Source organism: Sporosarcina sp. Y1011 (genome assembly GCF_057669885.1).
In genome coordinates this window covers 145,702-170,799 of the sequence record NZ_JBYHFP010000004.1, presented here as the reverse complement: position 1 = coordinate 170,799, position 25,098 = coordinate 145,702, and the positions used below count along the sequence as shown (strand labels likewise).

27 protein-coding genes, 2 pseudogenes and 2 riboswitches are annotated in these 25,098 nt (G+C 39.1%); of the genes and pseudogenes, 24 read left to right on the top strand and 5 right to left on the bottom strand.

Features of this window, described 5'->3' with window-relative positions; all coding sequences use genetic code 11:
- Positions 1–112: 112 nt before the first annotated feature.
- The 6 genes and pseudogenes from AC25Y5_RS06995 to AC25Y5_RS06970 form a co-directional block, all read left to right on the top strand.
- The gene (locus tag AC25Y5_RS06995; RefSeq protein ID WP_488139684.1) at positions 113–313 is read left to right on the top strand and encodes a hypothetical protein; all 201 of its coding nucleotides are present in this window, start codon (positions 113–115) and stop codon (positions 311–313) included.
- A gap of 188 nt (positions 314–501) precedes the next feature.
- Positions 502–732: a DEAD/DEAH box helicase family protein gene (locus tag AC25Y5_RS06990; RefSeq protein ID WP_488139683.1), complete on the top strand. Its 231-nt coding sequence runs from the start codon at positions 502–504 to the stop codon at positions 730–732.
- A 14-nt stretch (positions 733–746) separates the two neighbouring features.
- Positions 747–929 carry a hypothetical protein gene (locus AC25Y5_RS06985; RefSeq protein WP_488139682.1) on the top strand — a complete coding sequence of 61 codons (183 nt, stop codon included), beginning with the start codon at positions 747–749 and terminating at the stop codon, positions 927–929.
- A gap of 1,083 nt (positions 930–2,012) precedes the next feature.
- Positions 2,013–2,204 carry a hypothetical protein gene (locus tag AC25Y5_RS06980; protein WP_488139681.1) on the top strand — a complete coding sequence of 64 codons (192 nt, stop codon included), beginning with the start codon at positions 2,013–2,015 and terminating at the stop codon, positions 2,202–2,204.
- A gap of 308 nt (positions 2,205–2,512) precedes the next feature.
- Positions 2,513–2,758 (top strand): YhjD family protein, encoded by a 246-nt coding sequence (locus tag AC25Y5_RS06975; protein WP_488139680.1) that lies wholly within the window; start codon positions 2,513–2,515, stop codon positions 2,756–2,758.
- An 867-nt stretch (positions 2,759–3,625) separates the two neighbouring features.
- Positions 3,626–3,910 (top strand): annotated as a pseudogene (locus tag AC25Y5_RS06970) (23S rRNA (uracil(1939)-C(5))-methyltransferase RlmD); the annotation flags it as partial.
- A gap of 83 nt (positions 3,911–3,993) precedes the next feature.
- Here the strand turns inward: AC25Y5_RS06970 and gloA are convergent.
- Positions 3,994–4,374 carry a lactoylglutathione lyase gene (gloA, locus tag AC25Y5_RS06965; protein ID WP_488139679.1) on the bottom strand — a complete coding sequence of 127 codons (381 nt, stop codon included), beginning with the start codon at positions 4,372–4,374 and terminating at the stop codon, positions 3,994–3,996.
- 736 nt (positions 4,375–5,110) lie between these two features.
- Complete coding sequence (gloB, locus tag AC25Y5_RS06960) at positions 5,111–5,812, bottom strand: hydroxyacylglutathione hydrolase (RefSeq protein WP_488139678.1); 702 nt, start codon at positions 5,810–5,812, stop codon at positions 5,111–5,113.
- A gap of 947 nt (positions 5,813–6,759) precedes the next feature.
- Between gloB and AC25Y5_RS06955 the strand changes: the two genes are divergently transcribed.
- The 14 genes and pseudogenes from AC25Y5_RS06955 (at position 6,760) to gcvPB (ending at position 18,475) form a co-directional block, all read left to right on the top strand.
- Complete coding sequence (locus tag AC25Y5_RS06955) at positions 6,760–6,969, top strand: DUF4181 domain-containing protein (protein ID WP_488139829.1); 210 nt, start codon at positions 6,760–6,762, stop codon at positions 6,967–6,969.
- Between the two features lie 390 nt (positions 6,970–7,359).
- Positions 7,360–8,604, top strand: coding sequence for a YeeE/YedE family protein (locus AC25Y5_RS06950; protein WP_488139677.1), 1,245 nt, complete (start codon positions 7,360–7,362; stop codon positions 8,602–8,604).
- 147 nt (positions 8,605–8,751) lie between these two features.
- Positions 8,752–9,369 (top strand): annotated as a pseudogene (locus AC25Y5_RS06945) (MBL fold metallo-hydrolase); the annotation flags it as partial.
- 164 nt (positions 9,370–9,533) lie between these two features.
- On the top strand, positions 9,534–11,015 hold the full coding sequence (locus tag AC25Y5_RS06940; RefSeq protein ID WP_488139676.1) for an aldehyde dehydrogenase family protein: 1,482 nt from the start codon (positions 9,534–9,536) through the stop codon (positions 11,013–11,015).
- Positions 11,016–11,442: 427 nt separating this feature from the next.
- Entirely contained in the window at positions 11,443–11,589 is a 147-nt protein-coding gene (locus AC25Y5_RS06935; protein WP_172372269.1) for a hypothetical protein, read from the top strand.
- Between the two features lie 346 nt (positions 11,590–11,935).
- Positions 11,936–12,202 carry a competence type IV pilus major pilin ComGC gene (gene comGC, locus AC25Y5_RS06930; RefSeq protein ID WP_488139675.1) on the top strand — a complete coding sequence of 89 codons (267 nt, stop codon included), beginning with the start codon at positions 11,936–11,938 and terminating at the stop codon, positions 12,200–12,202.
- A complete protein-coding gene (locus AC25Y5_RS06925; RefSeq protein ID WP_488139674.1) occupies positions 12,195–12,659 on the top strand; it encodes a prepilin-type N-terminal cleavage/methylation domain-containing protein in 465 nt (154 codons plus the stop codon). Before comGC ends, AC25Y5_RS06925 begins: the two co-directional genes overlap by 8 nt.
- Positions 12,652–12,951: a hypothetical protein gene (locus tag AC25Y5_RS06920; RefSeq protein WP_488139673.1), complete on the top strand. Its 300-nt coding sequence runs from the start codon at positions 12,652–12,654 to the stop codon at positions 12,949–12,951. Before AC25Y5_RS06925 ends, AC25Y5_RS06920 begins: the two co-directional genes overlap by 8 nt.
- Entirely contained in the window at positions 12,936–13,385 is a 450-nt protein-coding gene (comGF, locus tag AC25Y5_RS06915; protein WP_488139672.1) for a competence type IV pilus minor pilin ComGF, read from the top strand. The genes AC25Y5_RS06920 and comGF overlap by 16 nt, the downstream gene beginning before the upstream one ends.
- Positions 13,366–13,545, top strand: a complete 180-nt coding sequence (locus AC25Y5_RS06910; protein WP_488139671.1) for a hypothetical protein — start codon at positions 13,366–13,368, stop codon at positions 13,543–13,545. Before comGF ends, AC25Y5_RS06910 begins: the two co-directional genes overlap by 20 nt.
- A gap of 30 nt (positions 13,546–13,575) precedes the next feature.
- Entirely contained in the window at positions 13,576–14,091 is a 516-nt protein-coding gene (locus AC25Y5_RS06905; protein WP_488139670.1) for a shikimate kinase, read from the top strand.
- 225 nt (positions 14,092–14,316) lie between these two features.
- Positions 14,317–14,408, top strand: a riboswitch (glycine riboswitch).
- Position 14,409: 1 nt separating this feature from the next.
- Positions 14,410–14,487, top strand: a riboswitch (glycine riboswitch).
- Between the two features lie 56 nt (positions 14,488–14,543).
- The gene (gcvT, locus tag AC25Y5_RS06900; protein ID WP_488139669.1) at positions 14,544–15,641 is read left to right on the top strand and encodes a glycine cleavage system aminomethyltransferase GcvT; all 1,098 of its coding nucleotides are present in this window, start codon (positions 14,544–14,546) and stop codon (positions 15,639–15,641) included.
- A gap of 34 nt (positions 15,642–15,675) precedes the next feature.
- Positions 15,676–17,022, top strand: coding sequence for an aminomethyl-transferring glycine dehydrogenase subunit GcvPA (gcvPA, locus tag AC25Y5_RS06895; protein ID WP_482103064.1), 1,347 nt, complete (start codon positions 15,676–15,678; stop codon positions 17,020–17,022).
- The gene (gene gcvPB, locus AC25Y5_RS06890) at positions 17,015–18,475 is read left to right on the top strand and encodes an aminomethyl-transferring glycine dehydrogenase subunit GcvPB (RefSeq protein WP_482105515.1); all 1,461 of its coding nucleotides are present in this window, start codon (positions 17,015–17,017) and stop codon (positions 18,473–18,475) included. Before gcvPA ends, gcvPB begins: the two co-directional genes overlap by 8 nt.
- Before the next feature lie 140 nt (positions 18,476–18,615).
- Here the strand turns inward: gcvPB and AC25Y5_RS06885 are convergent, their stop codons facing one another.
- Together AC25Y5_RS06885 and AC25Y5_RS06880 are read right to left on the bottom strand one after the other, a co-directional pair.
- Positions 18,616–18,819 (bottom strand): hypothetical protein, encoded by a 204-nt coding sequence (locus AC25Y5_RS06885; RefSeq protein ID WP_488139668.1) that lies wholly within the window; start codon positions 18,817–18,819, stop codon positions 18,616–18,618.
- 124 nt (positions 18,820–18,943) lie between these two features.
- Positions 18,944–19,261, bottom strand: a complete 318-nt coding sequence (locus AC25Y5_RS06880; RefSeq protein ID WP_482103121.1) for a rhodanese-like domain-containing protein — start codon at positions 19,259–19,261, stop codon at positions 18,944–18,946.
- A gap of 161 nt (positions 19,262–19,422) precedes the next feature.
- On the opposite strand from AC25Y5_RS06880, the gene AC25Y5_RS06875 reads away from it, so the two are divergent.
- Together AC25Y5_RS06875 and AC25Y5_RS06870 are read left to right on the top strand one after the other, a co-directional pair.
- Positions 19,423–20,259, top strand: coding sequence for a lipoate--protein ligase family protein (locus AC25Y5_RS06875; RefSeq protein ID WP_488139667.1), 837 nt, complete (start codon positions 19,423–19,425; stop codon positions 20,257–20,259).
- 205 nt (positions 20,260–20,464) lie between these two features.
- Complete coding sequence (locus AC25Y5_RS06870) at positions 20,465–23,026, top strand: vitamin B12-dependent ribonucleotide reductase (protein WP_488139666.1); 2,562 nt, start codon at positions 20,465–20,467, stop codon at positions 23,024–23,026.
- Positions 23,027–23,070: 44 nt separating this feature from the next.
- Here the strand turns inward: AC25Y5_RS06870 and AC25Y5_RS06865 are convergent, their stop codons facing one another.
- Complete coding sequence (locus tag AC25Y5_RS06865; RefSeq protein WP_488139665.1) at positions 23,071–24,033, bottom strand: DUF1385 domain-containing protein; 963 nt, start codon at positions 24,031–24,033, stop codon at positions 23,071–23,073.
- A 129-nt stretch (positions 24,034–24,162) separates the two neighbouring features.
- On the opposite strand from AC25Y5_RS06865, the gene AC25Y5_RS06860 reads away from it, so the two are divergent.
- Together AC25Y5_RS06860 and aroQ are read left to right on the top strand one after the other, a co-directional pair.
- Complete coding sequence (locus AC25Y5_RS06860; RefSeq protein WP_488139664.1) at positions 24,163–24,591, top strand: hypothetical protein; 429 nt, start codon at positions 24,163–24,165, stop codon at positions 24,589–24,591.
- Between the two features lie 62 nt (positions 24,592–24,653).
- A complete protein-coding gene (aroQ, locus tag AC25Y5_RS06855) occupies positions 24,654–25,094 on the top strand; it encodes a type II 3-dehydroquinate dehydratase (protein ID WP_488139828.1) in 441 nt (146 codons plus the stop codon).
- The last annotated feature ends 4 nt before the right edge of the window (positions 25,095–25,098 follow it).

Here is a 25,098-nt window from a genome sequence, read left to right as displayed (position 1 = left end):
ATAGGTTTCTACTATTTTAGCCTATATGGACGTGGAGCACTAACGATAATATATACTTGAGTGATAGGCATCGTTGCTCCATACCATTATAGAGTTAGCACATAATTAGATAATGTTACGTCAACGAGATGTCCCGTTATCATCATCAGTTGAAAAGCTTGAAGTAATTGGTAAGAGAACGTATTTATTTGCGGAAAGCTATTTAGTATGCTTAGGGGAGAACGTGACGACGAATTTAATAGAACAGGTAGCTTTACTTGACCCGTCACCAATAAAATTCATTTTCCGAGATAGTGCGTTTGGAGAGATGTAGAGCGTAATAAAGGAAAACCGAAAAAACATACACTGTAGAGTTCTTGTAGGAGGGGAATATATATGAATAAGATTCAATTTGAATTTAAGGAAGACCTTCTACATTAACAATTAGCAATTGATGCAACAAAGGCGCTGTTTAATGGTTTACCTAAACAAATACCTGGGATTTATGCAGGGACTCGTAAAATGAAAAAGCTAGATGAAACGAATGATACCATTCGTAATCCAGATATAATTGAAGGAAAGCGACTGCTAGAAAATTTAAATGAAGTGCAAATGCAGAATGAGCTATTTGCAAATAGTCAAATATTAAGTAATGATTTTTCAGTTGAAATGGAGACAGGTACAGGTAAAACATATGTGTATTTAAAAACAATCTTAGAATTACATCAAGAAATGGTTTTACAAAACTCATGATCGTAGTGCCATCTGTGCCAATTCGCTTAGGTGTTGAGAAATCGATTGAACAACTGACAGAGCATTTTAAAGGGATTTACAATATAGATTTATCCAAATATAGCTTCACTTACGATAGTGATCAATTGGGTGAAATTAATACAAAGTTAATTGAAACAAAAGAATTAAGCATTTGCATTATGAATATACATGTGTAATAGGCTGGATCCTGTGGGTGGAATGAAATAATTTATAGATCTAATCGACCATTCTCAATATCTTTGGAAAAATTTTAAACAAGAAGCCTCTTTGCAGTTAAATCAACTGCAAAGAGGCTACTTGTCATGACTGTAGACATCGGAGTAATAGTAAGTTTAAAGTAAACATATTTTGTTTTTATTCAGATTCAGTGTATATAGAGAAAAAGAAGATTGGGAACCTCATTTCGAAAAAGTAAAACTTTACAATAGTGCATGTCATGAAAATGTTTTACACAGTGGGTTGTCCATACACCATATAAATCCAATAGCCCACTGCATTTACTTCCAGGAGGATGTTTTTTAGAGCGTCTAACCTTATATATCAAGGTTTCTTCTATTCAAGTATCTATTTAAATAGAGTATTGATCCAATCGCCATAACTGCTGTAGCAACTAATCCAATAATTGGTGCTGCGGTCGCAGTTGTATTAAAGTAGGAAGTCGGAATTAAGTTTTGAATTTGTGGTGTTCCGTTTTAACGCCTCCTTCTTCTTCAGTATCTTCTTGAAATCCCATGAACATAAAAAAACTCTTATTATCGATAATAGGGCATAAAAAAAAGCTCAGAAAAAGTTTTAAAAAAACACTGAGCCTTGAGAAGGATACTGTTGAATTGAAAGGTAAACCAAGAATCAGCTCCATTCTTCAGAGAATATAGGCAAGGCTGGTGCAGTAACCAGAGTAGGAATAATCTCCCATGAGTCTACCCGTATTGGGTGCGACAGTTTGTGATGCACCGTGGTCGTTGGAGTCAGACTAATGGATGGGCTCTATGGCACCATAGTTCATTGACCCTCTTTGCTAGCCATAGTATCCAATAACCCGTACTGCACACATTTTCATCCTATGTGGTGTAGCGCTGATTTTGCGCTACATGTATGGCTAACGGATAGCGTTACTGAAAGAGGGAATAGAAATATTAGAAACGGAAATTAGATGTGATATCAAGATTGTCCAGACTAGAATAGTTTGGGCTTTTTGATTCTTTCGATTGAAACCTTTATTATTGAAGGAACATATTAGATCGGACGAGGTGGTAAATATGGCTGAAATAATACCATTCAAAACTAGACAGCAATTGGAAAAAGAAAAAGCAGTAAAGGTTATTCGGGAGTGGGAAGAGGTAAATTGGCAGCTTGTAGAAGAAAGAGAAGAAGAGAAAGAACGTTATTTATCGCAGGGTGAAATTGAGTGGCTGAATGAGTGGGTAAAAGATAATGAATTCGATAAGTAATAAGTAAAATTAATGCTTTATATTGATTTCTTCTAAACAGATAATCTAAACAAAATAAACTATCACGACCTATCGACTTCAGGTATCTGGGGAATCTACTAGATCAATTCCCATTAGGGATGTTACGTGGACAGCTACTGTATGGGAAAACAGTTAATACATGATTCATTTGCGTATGATATTCAGAAAGCGACCCGTCTGTAAACGGATAATCTAAACAAAATAAAATATCACGGCCTATTGACTTCAGATAACTGTGGAATCTACTATTAGAATGTGATTGGGCAATATTCGAAAAGGGCCCGTATTTGAAATTAATTAACGAAACTCTAAAAAGCATCCAGGTTGAACTGGAAAAGACATCCATCTATCTGGACAGAAATAACATGAAAGTCATCAAGGGAAAGACTGATGTAACATTCACCGATTACGTATTTATCTATAAAGGATATCAGGACCATCGGAAATACTTAAATGTCACTCTACGTAATCGAACTGAAGAGTTGATGAGTGAGCGCTTAGCAATGACTGAAGAGCTTGTGAATGAGAAATGACAGTGGATAGAGGGTTTCGTCCAGAGTTTATTCCGGATAGGAAGGGAACTTAGATGAACAAAATAGCGGGCCGTCATGATATTTCGATGATTAAGCAGAAAGGCCAAAAAATAATCAGTTTTATGTAAAAGCACTCAACTTCGTAGATTGTAAGAACGGTCAATCAAGATGATCCGAGTATGTACTATTTTTTCTATGGAGATTTAACTGGCAGTAACGGAACAGAATTAACTTTCATATTCCGGTGGTAGGAAGTACGAAACGAGTAACGAATGCCATTTCAAGAATTGGGATACTCGTTCCATCTTATGACAGCTCGCTCTATTGGATAGAAATGAATTGCTCGATGGAAACACGGGGAGTTGACTAAGTATACAGGACGTGATGCAATCCATTTTGAAGATACTGAGGGTTTACGCCTCTTATTAAATATAGTGATGACGAGGTGCCGGAATTTTATAGAATAACATCGCATTTCTTGGAATGGGTACTGAAGAAATCACCGTAACGTCATCAGAAAGTTTAGCGAATATATTTAGAAAATCTTTTTGGATATGAACTTGTTTCACGTACGACAAAAGAAGCTATCTGCCATCAGTAAAAGACCAGGTTTTTGGTGAAATGATCATTGTGGACCAAATTACGTCTTTAGTTTAACAACTCGTTGAACTTGATCCATAAAGATGTTTAGGAAATATTTTATTTAATCGATTACTAATATGTATTTTTTGAGGTTTTTTAACAATTTGCTATTACTATAATTCGATTCTAAGTAACGTTTCTAATGTTGAAAAACTTAGTTAGTAGCATGGTCCCTGAGTGAAACCAAGAACAACCTGGCAAGTTCCTATTCCGTGAAGCCGATAATCTATAATCCCGAAATGGTATGCAGATGGTTAACGTTTCGTTGTGTTAGTTGTCAATCCACCACGCAAAGGATGTGATGAGGAATTATTGAAGACGATCTTGGAATATAAACCGAAATGCGTTGTCTATGTCTCTTGTAATCCAGGAACATTGGCACGGGATTTACGCATACTCGAAGATGGCGGATATCGCACGCAGGAAGTTCAGCCGGTGGATGTGTTCCCGCATTCGAGTCATATTGAAACAGTCACTCGCCTAACGAGAAATGACACGACATTAAAATAAAAGCCTAACCCTCGTTTCTCTATTTTGTAATTAAAGGGTCGAGGGTTAAATCTTTTTACAATCAATTTTGTATTTGGAACGTTTTATTTCTTACGCTTTACTTCGATTCTATAGCCGTCAGGGTCAGTAACAAAGAAGTAAGAAGGTGTTTCACCTGAAAGTCCTCTCAATTCACCTGTCTCATAAGAAGAAGCTTTACAAACTTTATGCATTTCTTCTAAATCATTTACTGTTACGCCTAAATGACTGAAACCATTTCCTATAACATATGGATCTGCATCATAATTGTAAGTAAGTTCTATTTGTACTGAAGAACCTGGTGAATTTAGATAGATTAAATCAAATTTATCTTCAGGGAATTCTCTGCGACTGGCTACTTCAAAATCAAAAAGCTCAGTATAAAAATCTAAAGTAGCATCAATGTCTCTAACACGTAAACAAATTTCAACGAGCACTTGGTCCATTTTATCATCCTCCGTAATTTTATTGATTTTATCTTATCATAGATACTATATAAGTACATTTGATTCGATTGAATAAAGTTAATTGTTATTTAAAATGGTTGTTACTGATTTAAAACAGTATCTTAATTCCGACATAAATTATAAGTATCTATCGCGTTATTAGAAAATGATACGACGTTAGGAGCAGGTCATTCACGTGGAGTGCTGTTCACTACTCGTAAGAAAAGATAAATAAGGGATGTACAGTGAGTAAGAGCCTTTCTAAATGGAAAGGCTCTTTAATAATACTGCCAAGATGATACAGAATAGATAAGGTGGTATCATGGGGGTGTCGTCGTTCAATGTAAATAAGGTTGATTACTTTTAATGTTTAGTTACTGCATCCTTCCGTCGGAAAATACAGTTTATTCAAAAAATAGTTATTTACTAAAGCTTGGTCTTCTACAACTGCGCCCTTTTGTTGAATAAACCACTCTTCCTATTTATGATACCGTTCATCGTTATTAATCCTAAACTAAACTTTTCTCTGAAAAAGGTAATTGGGTAAACTACTTCAACAATCTGGCCCGATTATTGAAGAATATTTTTAAAGTGCCTGTCACAACTCGAATCCTGTCGAAAGAGCTTAACAAATTTTGGGTTGTGCCAGGCACTGATTATTCGCTATTTATCATTCTGCAAAAAGCAACCCAGTAATTGTTTTGAACTCCTTTTCTACACTCCGACTCGAATCCCCTTAGAAGTCATCACGGGCGTTGCGCAATTCGATAAAGTCCTCCAATGTTTCCACTTGCAGAAAGAGGTTAATTTCCTTCTCCCTGCCGATCGTTGTCGGGAGTGTTGGCTCTCCTTTTGCACGCAATTCACGGACTTCTTCCAATACTTTGGAAACTTTTTCATTATCCGGCTGCATGTCGTATGCAAAACGTAAATTAATTTCGGTATACTCGTGACCAGGATAAATATTTATATCATCATCCAAGCGTTTAAATTTCTGCAAGGTTTCATATTGAGCTTCGTAATCACCGGTAAAAACTCGACCGCATCCTGCTGAAAACAAGGCATCCCCGCAAAAGAGATTATTTCCCATTAAAAAACTGATATGGCCATGTGTATGCCCCCCCGTTTCGGAGACTTGAAAAGTTTGGCCCAACAAGTTAAAGGTGTCCCCTTCCTCTACAACACGATTCGCCAAGGCCTCCGTTTCTTTCGGTCCATAAATCTGACTTTCTGGATGTCTCGCCATAATCTCCAGTACCCCGCCGATATGGTCTTCATGCTTATGCGTTAAAAGAATGGCCGCCAAGCGAAGCTGCTTTTCTTCGAGGTAATCAAGGACACCATTCGCTTTTCCCGGATCAACCACAACTGCCTCTGTTTCTTCTTGAATGCACCATATGTAATTATCAGCAAAGGCTTTGATTGGATGAATAATCACCTTACGATTCCTCCTCTTTTCATATATCTGATTTGCGGCTTGGAGACTAGTTTTTCCTCCTTCCGCTGACAAGTTTTGGTTTACCTCACTATCATAACATGGAGATTATTAATATACATGGAGGAGATCAACCTTCTCTGTCTGTAATTCAATCCTTAATCTTGTCAACTTCTTTTAATGAACCATAGGTGTTTTGAATTCTTTGTATTCTCGAAACAATTGCATGGAAAAGTCTAAATTCATTAGTGAAAAAATACTAATGAAGTTATTATTATGGCCATTCAACCATTGGTGTTGAATTTCCGTATTACTCAGAAGTGATAATTCCGGTATTAAAGAATTGTTTTTGGACATTTTACTTTTAGAATGATAATAGAGATAATGCAACCAAATTGGTACAACAATTTTCATTATAGGATTTATTGCATAAAGACATGGTAATTCACTAATTTAGGTACACACTACTACATCCATATATCTGCGATTACCAATCAAGCCACGTAGAGTGTGTTGCGTGGTTGGAGTTGTAGTGTGAATTAGGAATAGAGAAGTTTCTTTTCATTTCCTTAATAGTCGCGAATACTAGAGTGAATTTATATTTTAAAATCAAAAAGGCATCCAGATTCGGATGCCTTTGTTTGTAACAATTTTTTTGAAGCTGATTACATACCACCAGTTACAGGAATGGATTCACCTGTAATAGCACCAGCGCCTTCAGAGGCTTAGAATACTGCAGTTTTACCAATTTCAGACGGTTCAAGTAAACGTTTGATCCATTGTTTACCTAAGATATGTACTGAATCAATTTATGCTGTATTAAACTACACAAAACACGTTTCATTCAGCCATTGAATGAAACGTGTTATTTTTATTGTCTTTTTACGGAAGGGGGAAACCGCAAAGTGTTTTTTAAGACTAAGGGTTAGGCACATTTTCGAAAAACAGAAATTACCTCAATCGTTGCATTCACAGTCATTGCAATTGTTTATATAAATCTTGCTGATCCAGCGAATTTTTCTCGGACCTTCATTCCAAAACTTATTGCTGTACATTTTTTCACTGTTCAAGTAATCAGAGGATTGGAGCTCTGGACGTTTAATCGGGAAGAAAAGTCGTATTATTATCAACTTTTTGGTGCTTCGATGTTTCTTGCTTAGTTTTTAGTTATCTATTTCTCGGAAGGTTATCTACCCTAGTCTTTCAAGTTATTTATGTCGATGAATCGATTGTATAACTTTTATTAGAAGAGGGTAATTCAAGAATCGGGCGAGATTCTTGAATTAGAGTCGTTGTTCTTATTCAACTAACGAGTGCCATCCTTAAAGAAGGAGAAGCACCTTTTTTGCTGAATTCAAAATATGGCAGAAGAGTTTAACAAAAATATTTAGTTGAAATGACTAAAATATTTAGATCGAATTTTCTACTTGTTCATTTTTAGGGAGCTTGACTACAGGCACCGCCCCAGCCCTCCGACCCATCCATTTACATTTCTATCAAAATACGATAGTATTAATGCCAAGTAAGTTAATCTGAGATGGGGTATATAGATGGAACAAACAACAGTAAAGCGATTTAATTTCAGTCCAACAACCGTTATAACGGAGCTAAATCCAGTACAAAAACCTCTGTTGAGTGGAGGAATTCTTGCAGCAATTGTGTTACTTATTGCGATTGTCGGTACGGCCGACTGGATTCAAGGAGTCTTATATATTCTAGGTTTGGCGCTTGGTGCAACATTACTTCATGCCCGATTTGGGTTTACATCAGCCTTTCGAAGACTGATGTCTGTCGGTAATGTGCAAGGTATTCAATCACATATGGTTATGCTTGCCGTTGCCTCCACATTATTTGCAATCATTTTAGCTACTGGATTCAGTTTTACTGGGGTTACTCCTACGGGCTATGTTTCTCCAGTTGGATTGAGCGTTATCTTTGGTGCATTTATGTTCGGAATTGGGATGCAGCTAGGAAATGGCTGTGCTTCAGGAACATTATATAATCTTGGTGGTGGTGGATCGTCGATGATCCTCACACTAATTGCTTTTATCGCTGGATCAACATTAGGTGCGTATCATCTTCCATTTTGGATGGGAACGCCATCGCTCGAGCCATTTTCTCTTGCTGAATCGACTGGTCTCGGATTCTCTGGTGCTTGGATCGTACAATTGGCACTCTTCGCACTGATTTATTTCGCGTTGGCGCGGTTCGCGAAAAAAAGAAAGCCACCAATGATGAAACCACTTGCTACTACAACAGGGGTAAAACGGTTCTTCCGTGGGGCTTGGCCATTAGTTGGTGCAGGTATTGTACTAGCAGTTTTAAATGCTGCTGTTCTTTCCGTACGTGGTCAACCATGGGGAATTACGTCTGCATTTGCTCTATGGGGTGGTAAAGCTTTAGATTTCGTCGGTGTTGACGTGGCTAGCTGGGGTTACTTTACAGGAGCCGCCGGTGAAGCATTGAATCAATCTGTTTTAGCCGATTCAACAAGCGTAATGAACTTTGGTATTATCTTAGGTGCATTTATCTCAGCAACAGCCCAAGGGAATTTTAAGCCAAAAAAGGTTAAGCCTGGCGTTGCATCTGCAGCGATTGTCGGTGGACTCTTGATGGGATACGGCTCTCGCCTCGCATTCGGTTGTAATATCGGCGCATACTTCGGCGGGATTGCATCATTTAGCTTACACGGCTGGGTTTGGGCTATTATGGCAATGTTAGGAACGGGATTAGCATTGTTTATCCGCCCTTTGTTTGGTATGACCAACCCGAAGAAATCAGATTTATTCTGTTAGCGTACACAAATAAAAAGGCTAGAACCGATGACGGTTCTAGCCTTTTTATTTTCCTTTCGACAAAAACCTGGAAGTGACAGTGATCAGCCCCCTTATAATGGAAAAATAGTATATGATAAACACACGATATTAATGAAGTTTTATGGGGAAAGAATTACAGACCAATTAACTGCTTTACCGATTGAAGTTATTACAACACATGTTCACACAGACCATATAGGAAGTCATGGCGAATTTGAAGAAATCTATATCCACGACGGAGATAGAGATTGGTTAATCAACGGGATAAAAGACTTATCGATCGAACAGATACGAAAAGGAGTAAGTAGAGATATAACATTACCTATACCGAAAATTTTTAATCTTGACACATCTCGACCATTTTAAGGGGAACCAACAGGTTTGTTAAAATACGGAGATGTATTTAATTTAGGGAATAGGACATTAATTATTTATCATACTCCTGGACATATATCTGTTTTTGATGAAACAAATGGTTATCTATTTACAGGGGATTTACTATATGATGAAACCCCAATATACGCTTTTTACCCATCAACAAGCCCTGTGGATTTAGTCAATTCATTGGAAAGGATTTCAGAGATACCAAATGTTTCAATGATTTACGGATCACATAACACTTTAGGGCTTGAACCAAAAATTTTAGAATAGGTAAAAATTGCAGTTAAGTTTTTAAGAGAAAATAAACTTACTAAGTTTGGTACAGGAATTCATAAATTTAATGTTTTTAATATACAGTTTTAAGCCTTTTATTTGAACCGTTAGGTAGTTTTCTAACAATAATCTATGTAAACTTTGTTGTTGTTGTTGTTGTTGTGCTAACGGGTGCTTTAGTTCATTGAATTATGTAAAAAAAAGCAATATAATGAATTCGTTACCAAAAATACATCTAAAGTGGGGATACCATCATGACAAATATTAAAAATTTGATTGATTCGGAATACAAGTTATACATCAACGGTGAATGGACGAACGGTTCAGAAGGTAAAAAATTAGATGCGATTAACCCAAGTAATGGAGAGAAATTAGCGACATTCATTGACGCTACTCATGAAGATGTTGACGCAGCAGTAGTTGCTGCAACAGAAGCTTTTAAAACATGGAAGAAAATCGGTGTAGAAGAAAGAAGTAATTTATTACTTAAAATCGCTGATTTAATGGAAGAAAACAAAGAGAAACTTGCACTTGTAGAAACGCTAGATAACGGAAAGCCTCTTCGTGAAACGATGAATGCTGATGTTCCATTATCAATTGATCACTTCCGCTACTTTGCAGGCGTCATTCGTTCTGAAGACGGTACAGCAAAAGAGTTAACAGATGAGCTTATTACAATTACACTTCAAGAACCTATCGGTGTTGTGGGACAAATTGTACCATGGAACTTCCCGCTGCTTATGGCGGCATGGAAAATCGCACCTGCACTTGCTGCTGGAAATACGATTGTGTTCCACCCATCATCTACTACATCTCTTAGTGTATTAGAATTCGCTAAAATTTTGGATCAAGTCTTGCCTCCTGGCGTCTTCAACCTTATCACAGGTAGAGGTTCTTACTCTGGCGATTATATGTTAAACCACGAAGGCTTTGCAAAACTTGCTTTTACTGGCTCAACTGAAGTAGGACAAACAGTGGCGAAAGCAGCAGCTGAACGATTGATTCCAGCTACCCTCGAACTCGGTGGTAAATCGGCAAATATCATCTTCGATGACGCAAATTTTGAACAAGCACTCTCTGGTGCTGCGATGGGGATTTTATTTAACCAAGGTCAAGTATGTTCAGCAGGAAGCCGAATTTTTGTTCAAGAAGGTATTTATGACAAATTCATTGCAGCGTTAGTAGATAAATTTGAAAATGTGAAAGTTGGTCTTCCGTGGGAAGAAGGCACACAGATGGGTGCACAAATTAACGAAAACCAGTTAAACAAAGTATTGGAATACATTGAAATCGGGGAAAAAGAAGGGGCAAAAGTTCTGACTGGCGGAAAAAGAATAACTGACGGAGAACTTTCCAAAGGGAATTTCACAAAACCTACCTTGTTAGAGGCTACAAATGACATGAGAGTCTCTCAAGAAGAAATCTTTGGACCTGTCGCAACGGTGATTAAGTTTAAAACGGAAGAAGAGGTCATTGAACTAGCGAATGATTCCGAATATGGTCTTGGTGGAGCAGTGTTCACGAGTAACTTAAATACGGGTATTCGTGTCGCAAAAGGCGTAGAGACAGGACGAATGATGCTTAATGCACAACACTTGTTTTTTGCTCATACCCCGTTCGGCGGAGTTAAAAAATCAGGTATAGGTCGAGAGACTCATAAAATGATTCTGAATTCTTACACGCAAACTAAAAATATTATCATTAACTTAGGCGAAGGAACCAATGGTATGTTTTAATTAAATTCGAAAAATAAAAAAGCAAACGTGAAATTACTAACGGGTTCGGTTGATGGGGAGAAAACATTAAAAAACACAGAGTTCAGGGACACAATTCACATATGAATTGGTGTCCCTGTTTTTGTTGTTGCATCAACATTTAGTTGCTTTTTATTGATGAATTGGAACCACAATTGGCACAGGAATTAACAGCAGCGCATAAATATATGTGCCTTTGTTAATTTCGTTGTTAAAACACTTACTAATTGGATATTGGAAAGAAAAATATAGAAGGAAGTTGAGAAATCTATGCTAAAGTATATTGAAGATTGCGAAATAATGTTATTCAACTAACGAAGCAGGTTACTTCAAGAAGGATTAATGCTCGTTTATGTGGAATTTATTAGGTAATGAAAGATAACTAACTTTTAACAAGGGGGGATATGAAATGCAAAAATGCAAAAACTGTGGTGGAAATTCATTTGTAAAAGTACCAGAGTTTGAAAAAGAACTAACTGTCTGTTTGGATTGTGGGGAGGTAGTTTCAATAAGGTTCGTAAACCCAAGTATATTAAAGAAATATATATTAAAGTAGACAGATTTGGTTTTATAATTTTAATTGTCTTACTTTAATAGAAATGAGATTATAACCAGAGTTTATTCAACAAACGGGTGCTTTAGTTCAAGAAGGATAGTAAAATATTTCACCAAAAAACGCTCAGATTTGAGCGTTTTTACTTGTTTTTTATATAGCTATTTCACTGTTGAAATATATGCTGATTAACCTGTTATTTACGTTGTTAATTGCACCTTTCTCCTCACCAACCGAACCCGTTAATAATTATTATCTGCTTTTTTTTAGTACATATAAAAAAACAGCCACCTTCTATATAAGAGGATGGCTGTTTTAAATGTAGACGTTCACACCTCTATTCATTGAAATGATGATTGTATTATTAATCATCTCGGTTCTCATTCTCATTGCCATTCCAAATGTCACAAAACATTCTAAGTCAATTGATGAAAAAGGCTGCGCAGCTTACATCAAAATGGTACAAGGCCAGGTTGAGGCTTATAAAATGGACAAAAAACACGTGCCTACTATGAGTGATTTAACTGAAGAAGAATATTTACCGGGAGCTGCGCAGTGTCCAGACGGTACTCTTTTAGTTATAGTGGACGGAAAAGTAGATAAAGTGGGTGGGTAGGCAGGTTCAGAAGCAGACGGTGGAGGCAACTAAGGAAAGTGGATTCACGTTCCTTGAAATGATTCTTGTATTAGCTGTCCTGTCAATTATGACAGCAATCATTTTACCTATCGGGGATCAATGGATTCGAGTGAAATCAGAAGATGATGCCCTTCAAGTATTTATTGCGTCAGTGCAAGACATGCAAGCCTATTCCATGGCGAATTCTGTAATAACCCAATTGGAGTTCAAACATTCCGGATCTGAATTTACTACTTCTGAACTAAGTGGAAAAGTAATTGCAAGGAATGTATTTCCTGAAGGCATGCATTATCTAAGCAGTAGTACATCATCGAAAGTGGGGTTTCATGCAAACGGAGATATTATTAAAGCTGGCACACTTGCATTCTCGACAAGTTCAGGTGTGATTGAAATACGGCTACAATTTCAGCGTGGAAGGATGATTATTTATGAATGAAGGGGGCTATTCTTGGCCGGAAACGATACTGACATTGACTATTGTAATTGTGATATTTGGCACACTTCTTCCTTTCTCCACTTTCGCAACTTCCAAACTACAGTTAAAAAAGGCGGCAATGTATGCTTCGGAAACTGCATTACAAGGCGCTATCTATTTTAAAGCATATGGTTTATTGGAAGGTGTCCGGAGGATTGAAGAAATCGATTATAAGTGGTCCATTAATGGACAAGCTGTCTGTGTGTCATATGAAATTATTGATAAGGTGTACGATAAATGCGTAAATACCTAAAGGTACGTGACGAAAAGGGCTATACGTTCCTAGAAAGCATTCTCCAACTAACTGTATTGTCTATTTTTCTTCATTTATTTATTTTGTTCTTTTTTTGGAAAGAGCCAATAGAGGAAAAGTTCTTTGACACCTCTTCCACAGAGTGGGAACTGTTTTCACTGGATATGCAAAAATTGCTTTCAGATGTTAGTGAAATTCAATTGCTTTATGAAGGAACTACTTTTCGTCTTGTCACAAGCCGTGGGAGGATAAACATAGGTCAAAGTGGGACTGCCATTAGAAAACTAGTTAACGGAGAAGGACATGTCCCATTGATTACGGGAGTTCAGTCAGTGAGATTCACTTATGACGGTATGACTTTAACTGTTCATGTATTACTGCTTAACGGTTCAGTAAAAGTAAGGGGGTTTGCGGTTGGATTATATCCAGAATGAAAATGGAGCCATGCTTGCAGCAACAATTATTTTATTATTTTTCGTCAGTCTCTTTCTTTTCTCCCTCGTTTCATGGCATGATAGTCTACAAAGGAATTACGATTCGCTTGAGACGTACTATGAGAACGAAACGGTGAGGACAATGAAACGGAGCGGATAAGCATATTCGTTCTGCCAAATGGGTGATGAGATGAAGAAAGTATATTTAGTTGGGTTTATGGGATGTGGAAAAAGTGCAATCGGCAAACGGCTTAGTTATGCAACAAGAATGCCCTTTTACGATATGGATAATGAAATCGTAAAGATGACAGGTTTGTCGATTCCGCAAATATTTGAACTGCACGGCGAGGAGTATTTCCGTAATTTGGAAACGGAGTTTCTTCGCTCATTTCGTGATGAATATTGTATCATTGCAACGGGTGGAGGTGTAGCGATGAGAAAGGAAAATAGGGAAGTCATGCGTGAGACGGGACTTGTCTTTTTCCTTAATGCTCCATTTCGTGACATATGGCGTCGAATATCAACCGACCGGAATCGTCCAATTGTGCAAAGGTCTAGCCGCAGTGATCTTGAAGGTTTATTTAATGCGCGAAAACCTTTTTACTTACAAAGTGCCCATTTTAAAGTGGAAACTGAAAAGCGTTCGTTAAGAGATATTGTAGATTATATTGCTTTTCAAATTGGCCGTCTTAAAGGGGAAAAGTAATAAGTGGAAATCAGCTGTTGATTAGATTTTTAAAACTATAGTTAGCAGAAAGTTTAATTTTCAAAGAAATACACGAACGTTTTTGGTTATAAAGGCAACAATGTTCGTTAAAACGACAGTCAATTAAAAAGCATTGCACTTACATGGATGAAATGTTAAGATATAAGGCGAAAGGACAATAGTTGTCCGAATCTTATTCATTTTCATTTCAATTGAATAGCGCGAATGATTGTATGAGGAGAGCACGCAAAGGCGTCGCCGAAGGAGCAAGTAACTTATGTTATGAATCTCTCAGGTAACAAGACTCATACAGGACGCATCTCTGGAGAGTGCCGGATAATCGGCCACCAACGAGGAAAGCCGTAAGGTCAAACTTTCAGGTACAAGGACAGAGGTTCTCTTCTTAGGGGACCTCTGTCCTTTTTTATCAATTTTCCAAGGGGGAATGAATTATGTCAGAAACTTTACAACGTACCGTCCTTTTTGATAGCTATGCTGAGTATGGCGGGAAAACAATCGATTTTGGTGGTTGGGAATTGCCTGTTCAATTCTCGAGTATAAAAGCGGAACACGAAGCTGTACGTACGAAAGCAGGATTATTTGATGTATCCCATATGGGTGAAGTGCTTGTAAGTGGGGAAGGTTCTCTTCCTTATTTGCAAAAAATGGTTACGAACGATGTTTCGAAACTTAAAGATGGACAAGCGCAATATACCGCTATGTGTTATGAAGATGGCGGAACTGTAGACGACCTTCTAATTTACAAACGTGGTGAAAACGACTATCTGCTTGTTGTCAACGCGTCAAATATCGACAAAGATCTCGAGTGGATGAACAGTTACGTGACTGATGATGTTAAAATTGAAAATGTATCATCTTCCTATGCACTTCTAGCTTTGCAAGGACCAATAGCGCAGGAAGTCCTTCAGAAGTTGACAAACGAGCCGCTTGAAGACATTAAGCCTTTCCGTTTCAAGGAAAATGTCGAGATTTCGGGTCAGAAAGTGCTTGTATCCCGTACAGGATACACTGGAGAAGATGGTTTTGAAATTTATGGATCACCGGAAGAGATTGTTGAACTATGGTCTGCTATCCTGAAAGCAGGCGAAAGTGAAGGCGTCGTACCAGCGGGTCTTGGAGCACGTGATACACTTCGTTTCGAAGCGGGTTTACCGTTATATGGACAAGAATTGTCAAAAGATATCTCACCACTTGAAGCGGGTGTAGGTTTTGTAGTCAAAGTAAATAAAGAAGCAGATTTCCATGGGAAAGAAGCTTTATCTGCACAAAAAGAGAATGGTGTACCGCGTAAACTTATCGGTTTGGAAATGATTGATAAAGGGATTCCACGTACTGGTTACAAAGTATTCCTCGGTGAAGAACAAATCGGTGAAGTCACGACGGGTACACAATCACCAACACTTAAAAAGAATATAGGTTTTGCGCTTTTGAATCGTGAGCATACCGCTGAAGGAACTGAAGTTGAAATAGAAATTCGAAATAAACGTTTGAAAGCTGTAATTATTGCTACACCATTTTATAAACGCTAATCATACTAACATTATGAAAAGGGGTTAAGAGGACATGCAGCATCGTTATATTCCTATGACTGAAACTGATCGCGCTGAAATGATGAAAACAATTGGTATTTCATCCATAGATGAACTTTTTGCGGACATTCCTGAAAAGGTCCGATTTAAAGGCGAATACAATATTAAAAAAGCGAAATCTGAAACTTCATTAACAAAAGAACTGTCAAAACTTGCGTCGAAAAATGCGGATGCGCGCACATATGCATCATTCTTAGGTGCAGGGGTTTATGATCATTACAAACCAATCATTGTTGACCATGTTATTTCGCGTTCTGAGTTCTATACGGCTTATACGCCTTACCAACCGGAAATTTCGCAAGGTGAGTTGCAAGCGATTTTTGAGTTCCAAACAATGATTTGTGAGCTGACTGGTATGGATCTTGCAAACTCATCTATGTACGATGGCGGAACGGCTCTTGCAGAAGCGGGAACGCTTGCATCTGGACATACGCGTCGGAAGAAACTTCTTGTTTCCGAGACGGTTAATCCGGAATCTCGTGATGTAGTGCTTTCCTATGCATCAGGTCAAAATATCGAAGTGGTCACGATTCCACAAAAAGATGGCGTAACAGATATGGCGATGCTGGAAGAATTGATAGACGAGAATACAGCCGCTGTTTTAGTTCAATACCCGAACTTCTTCGGTCAAATCGAAGACATTCAAAAAATCGGGGAAATTACACACGCTAAAGGCGGATTGTACGTTGTATCATCAAATCCACTTGCACTTGGAATACTGACGCCACCTGGCAAGCTAGGCGCTGACATCACGGTAGGAGATGCACAGCCGTTCGGCATTCCAGAATCTTTCGGCGGACCACATTGTGGCTATTTCGCAGTGACGAAAAAGTTGATGCGAAAAGTACCTGGGCGTCTTGTTGGAGAAACGACGGATGATGAGGGCCGCAGAGGTTACGTTTTGACACTTCAAGCACGAGAGCAGCATATCCGTCGTGATAAAGCGACGTCTAACATCTGTTCGAACCAAGCCCTGAATGCACTTGCAGCTTCTGTTGCGATGACTGCACTTGGGAAAATAGGCGCGCAAGAAATTGCATATCAGAACATTGTCAAAACACGTTATGCGAAGGAAGCATTTGAAAAAGCCGGGTTTGAAGTTAAATTTAGTGGATCGCATTTTAACGAAATTGTCGTTGATTGCAAACAGTCTGTTAAAGAAGTGAATACAACATTATTTACAAAAGGGATAATCGGCGGCTATGACTTAGGTTTGACGTATCCTGAATTTGCAAACCATGCTCTAATCGCTGTGACTGAACAGCGTACGAAAGAAGAAATCGATGCACTTGTGCAGGAAATGGAGGCCCTTCATGCATAAAGATAACCAGGCATTAATATTTGAACTTACTAGAGAAGGACGGATAGGCTATAGTCTTCCTGAACTGGATGTGCCTGAACTTGACCTTTCCGGCTTATTGCCAAAAGGATTTGTTCGCGAGGAAGTTGCAGAACTTCCGGAAGTTTCCGAACTTGATATTATGCGTCATTACACAGCACTTTCGAATCGTAACCACGGGATTGATTCCGGATTCTATCCGCTTGGATCATGTACAATGAAATATAATCCGAAAATCAACGAATCCGTTGCTCGTTATCCTGGATTCGCAAATATTCACCCACTGCAAGATGAGTCGACTGTTCAAGGTGCACTGGAAGTAATGTATGACCTGCAAGAGCATCTTGTAGAAATTACGGGTATGGACGAAGTGACTCTTCAGCCAGCAGCGGGAGCGCACGGTGAATGGACGGCTCTTATGATGATCCGTGCTTACCATGAAGCAAACGGTGACTTCAAACGTACGAAAGTACTTGTTCCGGATTCGGCACACGGTACTAATCCAGCTTCAGCTACAGTTGCCGGTTTCGATACGGTTACAGTAAAATCGGGTGAAGACGGACTTGTTGATCTTGAGGACCTGAAACGACATGTAGGAGATGACACGGCAGCACTTATGCTGACGAACCCGAATACACTAGGTCTATTTGAAGAAGAAATTCTTGAAATGGCTGAGATTGTTCACGCTGCTGGAGGAAAACTCTATTATGACGGTGCAAACCTGAATGCAGTTATGTCTAAAGCACGCCCCGGCGACATGGGCTTTGATGCAGTTCACTTGAACTTGCACAAAACATTCACAGGTCCTCATGGTGGTGGTGGACCAGGTTCAGGTCCAGTGGGTGTGAAGAAGGATCTTATTCCTTACCTGCCGAAACCAGTTCTTGTGAAAAAAGATGAGGTTTATACGTTTGAATACAATTTACCGCAATCAATCGGTCGTGTTAAACCGTTCTATGGTAACTTCGGAATCTATTTACGTGCATACACGTATATTCGTTCTATGGGCCCGGACGGCTTGAAAGCAGTTACGGAAAATGCTGTATTGAATGCAAACTATATGATGCGCTTATTGGAGCCTTATTTCGACCTTCCATATAACCGACATTGTAAACACGAATTCGTACTGTCGGGTCGCCGTCAAAAGAAACTTGGCGTGCGCACGCTTGATATGGCAAAACGTTTGCTTGACTTTGGCTATCACCCGCCAACAATTTACTTCCCGCTTAACGTTGAGGAAGGCATGATGATTGAGCCTACAGAAACAGAGTCAAAAGAAACACTTGACGCTTTCTGTGACGCTCTTATCCAAATTGCAAAAGAAGTCGAAGAAAATCCAGAAATCGTACAAAATGCTCCGCATACAACAGTTATCAATCGTCTTGATGAAACGAAGGCGGCACGTAATCCTGTTTTGCGCTATATAAAACAATAAGTAATCGACAAAAGGCACAGCAAATCCTGTTGTGCCTTTTTGTCGTGGGCGTATTTAGAGCAAGTGGAGGTTTATAAAAGGGAAATCTAGCCAGAAGAATTGTCATTGTCAGTGGTGGAATAACTTGAGTAAATCGAGGTTTAGCACTTCTCCCATTCAACGTCTGCATAACTGTTGTAAAGAGCTTGCGCTGTTTCTGTAAGTCCCTGATTCGTAAGGATTATTGTTTCGTCCAATTGGTCTTCATTAGCGCGGTTGAAACGGCCTGTAGCATTGCTGAGTGGAGGATTACTCGCTTGGGTTAATTGGGGGGTGTTATTTGCAATGAACGACCCCACACGCATGCGAGTGCCGTCTAGCGTACTGGGAAAAAGAACTCAGTTAATCGTTTTCTTTAATGACATATGCTGCTTCATTCCATACTCTAGTATTGAAAAAAGCTCCTCCCAAGGGGAAGAACTTTATTTTTTACTTACTTTTCACTTTACCTGTCCATTGACGGAAACCGCCTTGCAGGTGGAAGAGTTGATCATATCCTTTTTTCCTTAGAAGTAAGGCTCCACGTGCGCTTTTTCCACCGTTTTGATCGTATAAGTAAACGGGCTTGTCCGACCGGATTTCTTTATGTCGCTGACGGAATTGAGAGTACGGAATATTACGCGCTCCCAGAATATGACCAGCATCATAATCCTTGGGCTCACGCACATCGATTAGTTGTGCTTTCCGATAACCTTCGATAAATTGCTCTTGCGTCAAGTTTGTAACAGCTTTCTTAAGACGTTGCATCGTCACAACAAAATAAATGATTACGATAAGAGCAACGGCCCCTAGGATATAATAGTTCAAAACAAATTTCCCCTTTCTCTCTACCTTATCATTATAAAGATTGAGTGGCACTTGTTCAATGGGAATGATAAAATGAAATTCGTTGTGGAGGGAGAATTCGAATGAAAAAAAAGGTTTGGCACTTCATTAATTCAGGAAAATGTCGTGCTTCGTTCAATATGGCTTTGGATGAGGCACTGCTAGAATGGCATAGCAAAGGGGAAATCGGCCCAGTACTTCGATTTTATGAATGGGAACCCGCTACGTTATCAATTGGTTACTTTCAAAATGTCGAAAGAGAAATAGATATGGATGAAGTGAAAAAAAATGGACTTGGATTCGTTCGACGTCCAACGGGGGGCAGAGGTGTCCTTCATGAGCACGAACTTACATACAGCGTTATTGTTAGTGAAAGTTATCCCGAAATGCCTGAAACGGTAACAGAAGCGTATCGTGTTATCTCGGGCGGTTTGCTTGAAGGGTTCCGTAACTTAGGCTTAGATGCATCATTTTCAGTTCCTAAAACTGAACAACAGAACAATGATTTAAAGAAACCGAGAAGTGCAGTCTGCTTTGACACACCAAGTTGGTATGAACTTGTTGTTGAGGGGAAGAAAGTTGCTGGAAGCGCGCAGACAAGACAGAAAGGTGTCATTTTACAGCACGGTGCGATACTTTTAAGTCTTGATGTGGACAAACTGGTTTCTCTCTTTAACTTTAAAACGGAAGAACACCGCGAACAAATGCGTATGAGTTTGCCAGAAAAAGCGGTAGCGATAGATAAACTGATAAACCGTTCTGTTTCAATTGAGGAATGTACAGATGCATTTTCAAAAGGTTTCGAATCAGCGCTTGATATGGAACTTGTACCATTAGAATTAACAGAACAGCAAATCGAGTTCGTAATGGAAATTGAGCGGAAGAAATATGCGAATGATGACTGGACATATAGAAAATAACATCTGTAACTTTGGTGCTATTTATCGAGAATTAAGCGTTCCGAAGTGCGTAAATTAAGCATTTGGATTTTAGTGTAAAAACTATTTTATTGAAGCAGGTTTCAATATGTAGTATATTAGGTATTATAATTAACACAACATGTAGTGTTCTTCGGAAAAATTCATGTTGGTTTTTTGAATATATCCCATAAGGAGGGATGCGTTAATGGTCATTGTTTCAAAACACCAGGAACCTATTTTGGACAAAGCACAACTGAATGCGGATATCTCTAAATTCCCGCAAGTGCATCCAATTACAGCAGATATGCATATCGAACATAAAGGGGTATCCCGGCTTGTCATGATTGACAGATATTCGTTTAAGGATACGGAAAAGGAAACACTCAAAGTTGGTGATTTCGTCGTCCTAACGGTTAAGGAAGATCCGAAATTCCCGGCACGTGGACTTGGCTTTATCACTGCAATTGATAAAAAAAGTGGAAAAGCAGATATATGGATTGAAAAAGATTTTCGTTCAGCGATCGACAATCCATTTGAGCAGGAAAAAGGTATCATTACAAGACCGATAGAAGTTCTAGAAAAGCCACTTGAAGTTTTTTATGAGCAAATTGCCAAACGTAATGCGACAGGACTTGCCTCGGTTGAAACGACAGAAGCAAGACGAAAAGAATCGTTCGATCAGTTCTACAATCAATTGTCGAAATTGAATTTCATTCCTGCTGGACGTGTTCTATACGGAGCTGGTTCAGATACTGAAGTGACTTTCTTCAACTGTTATGTTATGCCTTTCGTGGCTGACTCTCGTGAAGGTATTTCTGATCACCGCAAACAAGTGATGGAGATCATGAGTCGCGGTGGTGGTGTTGGGACAAATGGTTCCACACTACGACCACGTAACACACTTGCACGCGGCGTCAACGGTAAATCATCCGGGTCGGTTTCTTGGCTCGATGATATAGCTAAATTGACACATCTTGTCGAACAAGGTGGATCTAGACGTGGTGCACAGATGATCATGTTAGCAGATTGGCATCCTGATATTTACGAATTCATCATCTCAAAAATGCAGAATCCTAGAATCCTCCGTTACCTTGTGGAAACTACCGAAGATGAATTGATAAAAAAGTTAGCAAATGAAAAACTGAAATTCAAACCGCTTACAGCTCAAGAAGAAGCGATGTACCAAGGGATAATGAACTATCGGACGATTCCTGGTATGGGTGGATTCAATGATGCAATCTTGAAAGATGCTGAAACGAAATTGCGTGATGGGGGAACCTATTCCGTACAAAATGCGGAATTCCTCACAGGTGCAAATATTTCAGTCACATTGACAGATGATTTCATGAAAGCAGTTGAACAGAACGCAGATTATGACCTGCGCTTCCCAGCTGTTGAAAAGTACTCGCCGGAAGAAATGGCTACATACAACGAAGAATGGCATAAAGTCGGCGATGTCCGTGAATGGGAGCGTCAAGGGTTTGCAGTTCGTGTATACCGAACAATCAAAGCACGTGCACTTTGGGATCTTATTAACATCTGTGCAACGTACGCCGCTGAACCCGGTATTTTCTTCATCGACAATGCCAACAATGAAACGAATGCCAAAGCTTACGGGCAGCAAGTTGTAGCCACGAACCCATGTGGTGAACAACCACTTGCACCTTACAGCGTTTGCAATTTAGCTGCTGTAAACCTTGCGGAAGTCGCAAATAAAGAGACAAAAACAGTAAACTACGAAAAATTAAAAGAAATAGTTCGTATTGGTGTTCGAATGCAGGATAATGTTATCGATGCAACGCCATATTTCCTAGCAGAAAACAAAGTACAAGCACTCGGCGAACGTCGTGTTGGGCTCGGCGTCATGGGGCTTGCTGACCTGTTGATCTATTGCGAAAAAGAATACGGTTCTCTTGAAGGCAACGACCTTGTCGACAACGTATTTGAAACAATAGCAACATCTGCTTATCGTGAATCAATCGAACTTGCAAAGGAGAAGGGAAGTTTCCCATTCCTTATCGGTAAGACAGATGAGGAAACGTTAGCCCTGCGCAATGCGTTCATCAATACAGGTTTTATGAAAAAAATGCCGGAAGATATTCGCGAGTCTATTTTGGAACACGGTATTAGAAACTCCCATTTATTAACTGTTGCACCAACTGGATCTACTGGAACGATGGTTGGCGTTAGTACTGGGTTAGAACCATACTTTTCCTTTTCTTATTACCGCAGCGGGCGTCTTGGTAAATTCATCGAGGTGAAAGCTGAAATAGTAGAAGAATATTTGAAGAGTAATCCAGCTGCAGATCCGGAAAACTTACCGGAATGGTTTATCTCTTCGATGGCTCTTGCGCCTGAAGCGCATGCAGATGTACAGTGCATCATCCAACGTTGGATTGACAGTTCAATTTCTAAAACGGTCAATGCGCCACGGGGGTATACTGTTAAACAAGTTGAAAGTGTTTATGAGCGTCTCTATAAGGGCGGAGCAAAAGGCGGGACTGTCTATGTGGATGGTAGCCGAGATGCGCAAGTCCTGACCTTAAAAGCTGAAGAGAATGAAATGGATTCCGACTATGTTGAAGAAGTAGTTGAACAGCGTAAAGTTGTTCTTGTCAATACAATACAAGATCTGCGTTCGACAAACGTTACAATTGGATCCGAAGTCGGTGATACTTGTCCTGTATGTAGAACAGGTACAGTCGAAGAAATGGGCGGCTGTAATACATGTACGAACTGTAATGCCCAATTAAAATGCGGTTTATAAAGCAGTGTAAAAGCGGAAGCGGCCATAATCGGCAGCTTCCGCTTTTACATAATTACAGGAACAGTCTCTGCTTCAAGTTCCATTGCATCAATACCATGCTCTTCTAGTTGCAATAATTTCTCAAACGATGCAATTGCAATTTCCACTTGCTTGTCATCAGGGTCTTTCGTTGTCAATAGTTGAAGCCACAAACCGGGATAGCCTAAATACTTCAAGATAGGAAAATTTCGGAGCGAATTTGTTATTTGCAGGACTTCAAAGGAAATGCAGAGAACGACTGGGATGAGTAGAATTCTATTTACAATCCGAAACCAAAATGGATCGGCCGGTACAAGGAAATAAACAAACATACCAACAATTACCGTAAACAGCATAAAACTGCTGCCGCAACGAAAATGGAGTCTAGATTGTGACTGAACATTTTCAACTGTCATTGGCAAGTTATTTTCATATGTGTTGATAACTTTATGCTCTGCACCATGGTACTGGAATACCCTCTTAATGAGCGGTGTCATAGAAATAAGTGAAATATAGGTCAAAAGTAAAATGAGCTTAAATAGACTTTCAAGCAAAATTTGTGCTGTTTTTCCTGGTGCAACAAATTGTAGTGCTTGTGCTAGAAAGACGGGAATCAGTGTAAAGAGGAACTTCCCAAATAATAAAGATAAGACTCCGACAGCTGCGACTCCAAGAACCATTGCCAATTTGGAGGTTTCTTCTTTTTGTGAAACAATTTCTTCGCCTGGCATAATATCGTAGCGGTCACTGGAAAACGTTAAATGCCGTGACCCGATTCCAGCAGATTCAATTAATGCAACAAACCCACGAATAAATGGGATTTTCTTCATTATTATCAGAGTATTACTCTTTTCCTTTGGAAGGTGGAAATAATCGATTGTATCGTCCTTTCGCCTAATTGCAGAGATTGTATGATTTTTTCCGGCAAACATAACACCTTCAACTAGTGCTTGACCCCCGTAAGTAGGAGGCTGTTGTTCTTTTTTCATATATTTAGCCCCACTTTCTTTTAATTCAACGAATACTATTAACTCATTATACTAAAAAATAAAGTTACACTCCATAATGATGTTTAAAAAGTTCTAAACCTCCCGACACTTTGTATAGGAGGGATATCTATGATGAATATTACTTTGTTATGGACTGCACTAATCGGAGCCTTAATCACAACGATAGCTCTAAAGTTCCTGCAATTATTCAATTTCATTAATTGGTCACCTATCGGCTGGGCAAAAAAATGGCAGATATTCGAATCAGCTCATTATTCAATAAAATGGATTTTGCTTTTCATGGCTCTTACATTGTTATTTGCCATTCTATATTTCGTCGTGTCATTCACAACATCAATTCCCCCGTCTATAACCGCGTTAATTCTAGGGTTTATTGTTGTTTTTGCGGTTGAATGGACAATTGGTTCACCGCAAAGTCCTATAGCTGCAATAAAATCGATATCTATACCTTACCTAGCGTTAATGGCCATAGTGTTCAGATTTATCACAGGAACGGCTGTATTTATGAAGAAATTTTCGGATGAAAGTGTGAAATGAGTTGCTACAAAAGAACGATATGCTAAAATGGGAAAGATAACGGTGAAGGGAATGGTGTGGCAGTGAAGTTACTTATTCTAAACGGACCCAATCTAAACAGGCTTGGTAGTAGGGAGCCAGGTATTTACGGTGCTGAAACATTAGCAGATGTTGAAAGTAAACTAGACAAGGCTGCGTCGCTCCATGATGTTGAACTATCATTCTTCCAATCGAACTGGGAGGGTGCTCTAGTCGATAAGATCCACGAAGCTGGTGACACCAGTCTTGATGGCATTATTTTTAATCCTGGAGCGTTTACACACTATAGCATTGCTCTACGTGATGCAATCGCATCTGTCGATGTGCCTGTCATTGAGATCCATATATCAAACATACATAGCCGAGAGCCGTTTAGAGAGAAGTCTGTCATTGCACCGGTCTGTATCGGTCAGTTAACTGGATTTGGCACTGACGGATATCAACTGGCCTTTCAAGCATTTCTTCTCCGGGGAAAAGGGGTATGAAACT